Below are 4233 nucleotides of genomic sequence, written 5' to 3'. Positions count from 1 at the left end.
ACTCGTGCCTTCCTGTGCCCGGTTCAATTTCAGCCGCGGCGTAGCCGCGCGTAGGAACGATTGAGATGGTCCGCCGCCGCTTCCATCACGCGGACGGCGATGTCGTCCACGTGGCGCGCGGTCCACGGCTCCAGCGCCGTTCCCTTCACCCACTGGTTGAACGAACCCAGCGCGGGGCCCGTCTGGATCTGGTAGTTGACGCGATCGTCGCCCTTACCTTCCATGGCGATGCGCGTGCTGTAGGCGAAGTACCAGCGGAACACCAGAGCCATCTTGTGCTTGGCGTTCGCCTCGGCCTTGGCAACCTCATGCTGCAAGCCCGCGGCGGTAAAGTAGGCGCGGGTTTCGTCCCAGATCTCGCCGAAGGTCTTCCTGAAGAACGTCGTCTCCAGCTGCCGCCGCGTGCGCTCGGGAATGTCGTCCAGGCTCTCGTGGTGGCGATAGAGCGACAGCAGCTTGTTCGCTCGCGCCGGGAAGAACACCGACTTCTTCAGCACCTGCACCTGCGCGCCGATCTCGAACATGTCACCCGCGGGCGCGTACTCGGTGTCCTGGATGTCCATGGCCTGCAGCAGCGACTTGCCGTCGGCGCTCATGCCCGATTCCACCGTGCACTGGTTGATCGAACCGGTCGCGATGAAATCGGCGCCAAGCAGGAAAGCCGCGGCCACAGCCTCGGGGCCACCGATGCCGCCGGCTAGGCCCATGCAGATCGGTTCGGCATAGGCATGGGCCGCCTGCAGTTCGTCGCGCAGCCGCAGCAGCGGCGGCAGCATCACCGCCGCGATGCCGCCGTCCGTATGGCCGCCGGAATCGGCTTCGACGCAGACGTCGTGGCTCATCGGTATCGACTGCGACCAGGCCGCCTGTTCCGCCGTGACCAGACCGCGCTCGAGCAGGCGGTCGACGATCGCTTTCGGCGGCGAACTCATGAAGGCGCGCGCAACTTCCGGGCGCGATACCTTGGCGATGACCCGGTGCGTACAAGCGAGTTCGCCTTGCGGGTTGCGCTGCAATCCCTGCAGGCGGAAGCGCACCAAGGCGGGCGTCATCTGCATGAACGCAGCTGCTTCCACGTTGCGGATGCCGTAGCGCAGATAGAGTTCGACCACCGCCTCTTCCTGTGCGGGGTACTCGTAGTTTGCCAGCAGGTTCATGCCATAGGGCTGTCCCGCGTCCAGCTCCGCCTGGATGCGCACGATGGCCTGCTCGATCTTCGCCGGCGAAAGACCGCCAGCGCCAAAGAAACTCAGGAAACCGGCCTTGCCCATTCGCACGACCAGCTCGGCCGACGCGACGCCCCGGTACATGGCGCCAGTCATGTAGGCGTAGCGCGCGCCGTGGCGGCGGCGGAACACGGCGCTGCCGAGAGATGCTGCCTCGATCGCGGAGGTTGCGCCGCGCTCCGTAGTGACAGTCTCCACCTGGATGCCGCCGCTATCCGTGCGGAGCACGACGGACGGCACGGCCACGGCGGCCAAGTCGCCTTCCTCGTCATCGAACTCCGCGTCGTCAAACTCCGCCTCGTCAAAGATGGGCGTCTGCGTGCTGCGTATCTCGTTCACCATCCTTGACAGGATCGTGGCGCCCAGCTCCTGGAACTCGACCTCGCCCTTGCCCATCACGTAACGGATGGAGTCCACCCAATGCACCGGCGTCGCAATCTGCCGGGCCAGCGTGTCGGCGATGCGGCTGCCGTCGTACGGCCGTGCTGTCGCATTGGCGATCACGGTCGCCTTGGGCGCCTCGAAGGAAAACCCGCGCAGGAACTCCGCGAACGCCGCCTGCACGGGTTGCATATGCCGCGAATGGAACGGTGCGCTGACATTCAGCGGTACGTAGCGCAGGTTCTTCCGCGCGAACAGTTCGGCTGCAGCGGCGAGCGCCTCGTGATCGCCGGCGATTACCGTCTGCGTGGGGGTGTTGAGGTTGGCGATATCGATGCCGTCGAGGCGATGCTGGTCGAGCATGCCGCGGATATCCTGCGCCGAGGTGCCCAGCACCGCGGCCATGCCGCCACCACCCGCGCTGCCCATCAGTTCGCCACGCTTCTTGACCAGGCGCAAACCCGTCTCGAAAGAGAACACGCCCGCCGCATGCAGGGCGTTGTATTCGCCTAGGCTGTGGCCGGCGAAGAATGCCGGAGCCTTCGCGCTGCCGCTTTGCTTGTCGTTCGCCTGCGCCCGGTAGTAATGCAGCGCGTTGACCACGTACAAGGCGGGCTGCGTGTACTGCGTCTTGGAAAGGAGGCCCTCGCGGTCGTTGAGGCAGAGGTCTTCCACCGAATAGCCGAGGATCTCCGATGCATTCCTCACCTGCTCGGGATAGAGCGGAAACAGCTCCTTGCCCATGCCCCTGAACTGCGAACCCTGGCCTGGAAAGATGACTGCCTTCATGCTGCGTGACTCCGGTAGCTGTCCATTACGTACCTGTCCGCTCCGCGTCGGCCGCGTGGCCGTTCGCGGTGCCGTCAATGCATCGAGTCGTGCGAGATCGCCGCCGGATGGCGACATGATCGAGTGGATGTCCGTTCCCTCCGGCAACGCGTACTTCAAGAGTGTCGCCATCGTCCCGGCGGGACTGACGTCGACGTAGCGATGACCTTCCGGCGCACCGATCGCCGCCAGCGTTTCCGTCAGGCGGATGGGATCGCGCACGACGGACCAGAAATGGCCGGACGGAAACTCGTGCAGTACATCGCCCGCCGCGCAGCAAGCGACCGGCACGCGGCCGGCCTTGGTGGTCAAGCTGCGCAGAAATGCCTCGTACGGCGCCCGCGCCGCGTCGACCCAGCGCGAATGGAAGGGAAACGCAACGGGCAGCCGTTGATATGCCATACCGCGGCGGCGCAGCAGATATTCCACTTTCTCGCCGTTGGCTTCGGGCAGCGAAAGCACGGTATGCGTGGCGAAATGGCGCGCGCCGACTTCGCACAAGGCAAGCAGCTCGTCATCGAGGTAACGCAGTGTTTCGCCCACCACCGCGATCATGCGGCCCGTCTCGGCATGCGCCTCGACGGCGAGTGCCTGCTCGATCACCGCGAGCAGCGCGGCGTCCGCATCGATGCATCCCGCCACGGCAGAGGCGGCGTAGGTACCGAGGCTCGCGCCCAGCACTAGATCGAAGCGCAAGCCGCGCTCGAGCAATGACATCGCGAGCGCGTACTCCACCATGAAGATGGCGATATGGCTATGCAGCAGGCGCGTCAGCGGAACGCTCGCGCCGCCACCTTCCGCATACAGCACCGCCAGCACGGATTCGCCGCAGCGCTCACGCACGAGGCGATCGGCGTGCAGCATGTTCGCGCGGAAACATGCGTCGCCTTCGAATAATTCACGCCCCATCCCAACGTGATGAGACCCCTGCCCTGCGAACGAAAGTACGGTTTTCATGAGCGACGCATCCATACTGACTCATGGCTCCGCCCCCGGTCGTGGACACGACCAGGTAGAACCGGAATCCATGGCTGACCGTGCAGCCAACTCCCCTCCCCTCAGGGGCACAAGGACGACCCGCGACGGGTCACCCGCAATGCAAAGCGAAACGTTCGGCGACGCTAACGGCGCACGCTAGCGCCGAGTGATGTCGGCCGCATGTCAGTCCACGTCACGCCGATAAATTCGAGGCAAGCCGCCTTAGCCCCCTGCTTGCCCGCCTTCGCCCACCCTTGCGGCCATGCCTTGAACACCGGCCAAGTCGAATATTGGCCATCCTGGTTGACCACCACTTCGTACAACGTTTCCGACGGGCGCGAACCGGTAGACATGCTTACTCCTGTAAAAGCAGAGGGACGCCGTTTCGCGAAAGCGCGAGCGGCGTGTCAAATCCTTGGGAAAACGATGGCTCGTACGACGGGGACGGCGCCAAGTACTCGCGCCGTCAGTGCGGCGAACAGAGCACGTGAGTATCCCCTCTCTATAAAATCTTTAAACAATGCATTCGACTTTGCAAGTCGCAAGTTCTTATGGTTTCGGGCATTTAACCGAAAAACGACCCGATGCGTCGCCCGGGTGAAACTGGCAAGTGCCGGTCCGCAACGCCTGAGCTGAAATGCGAACTCGGTGCCAACTTGATTTTTCCACCATGAGTTGCGCTCGCTAATGCTAACTAATTCATTGAATTTGCTTGTGAATTTTAAATCAATGGCGCATAGAGTCATTTATAAATAATGACTTGCTACTACCTCGTGGCACAGATAGTTCCGACTATGTCGCTCGGCGGCATCACCAGATG

At 63.3% G+C, this 4233-nt stretch carries 2 protein-coding genes; both read right to left on the bottom strand.

What is annotated here, in order from left to right:
* Nucleotides 1-29: 29 nt before the first annotated feature.
* Entirely contained in the window at nt 30-3392 is a 3363-nt protein-coding gene (gene fabD / locus BUA26_RS13100) for an ACP S-malonyltransferase (protein ID WP_178368589.1), read from the bottom strand.
* Nucleotides 3393-3556: 164 nt separating this feature from the next.
* On the bottom strand, nt 3557-3766 hold the full coding sequence (locus tag BUA26_RS13095; RefSeq protein WP_072761264.1) for an MbtH family protein: 210 nt from the start codon (nt 3764-3766) through the stop codon (nt 3557-3559).
* Nucleotides 3767-4233 lie beyond the last annotated feature (467 nt).

This window comes from Rhodanobacter sp. OK091 (assembly GCF_900142825.1).
Lineage (GTDB): Bacteria > Pseudomonadota > Gammaproteobacteria > Xanthomonadales > Rhodanobacteraceae > Rhodanobacter.
This window is presented reverse-complemented; position numbering and strand designations above follow the sequence as displayed.

What these genes read in the sequence shown, in the direction of transcription:
- fabD (WP_178368589.1), bottom strand. Translation starts at nt 3,392, where the DNA reads ATGAAAACCGTACTTTCGTTCGCAGGGCAGGGGTCTCATCACGTTGGG.
- BUA26_RS13095 (WP_072761264.1), bottom strand. Translation starts at nt 3,766, where the DNA reads ATGTCTACCGGTTCGCGCCCGTCGGAAACGTTGTACGAAGTGGTGGTC.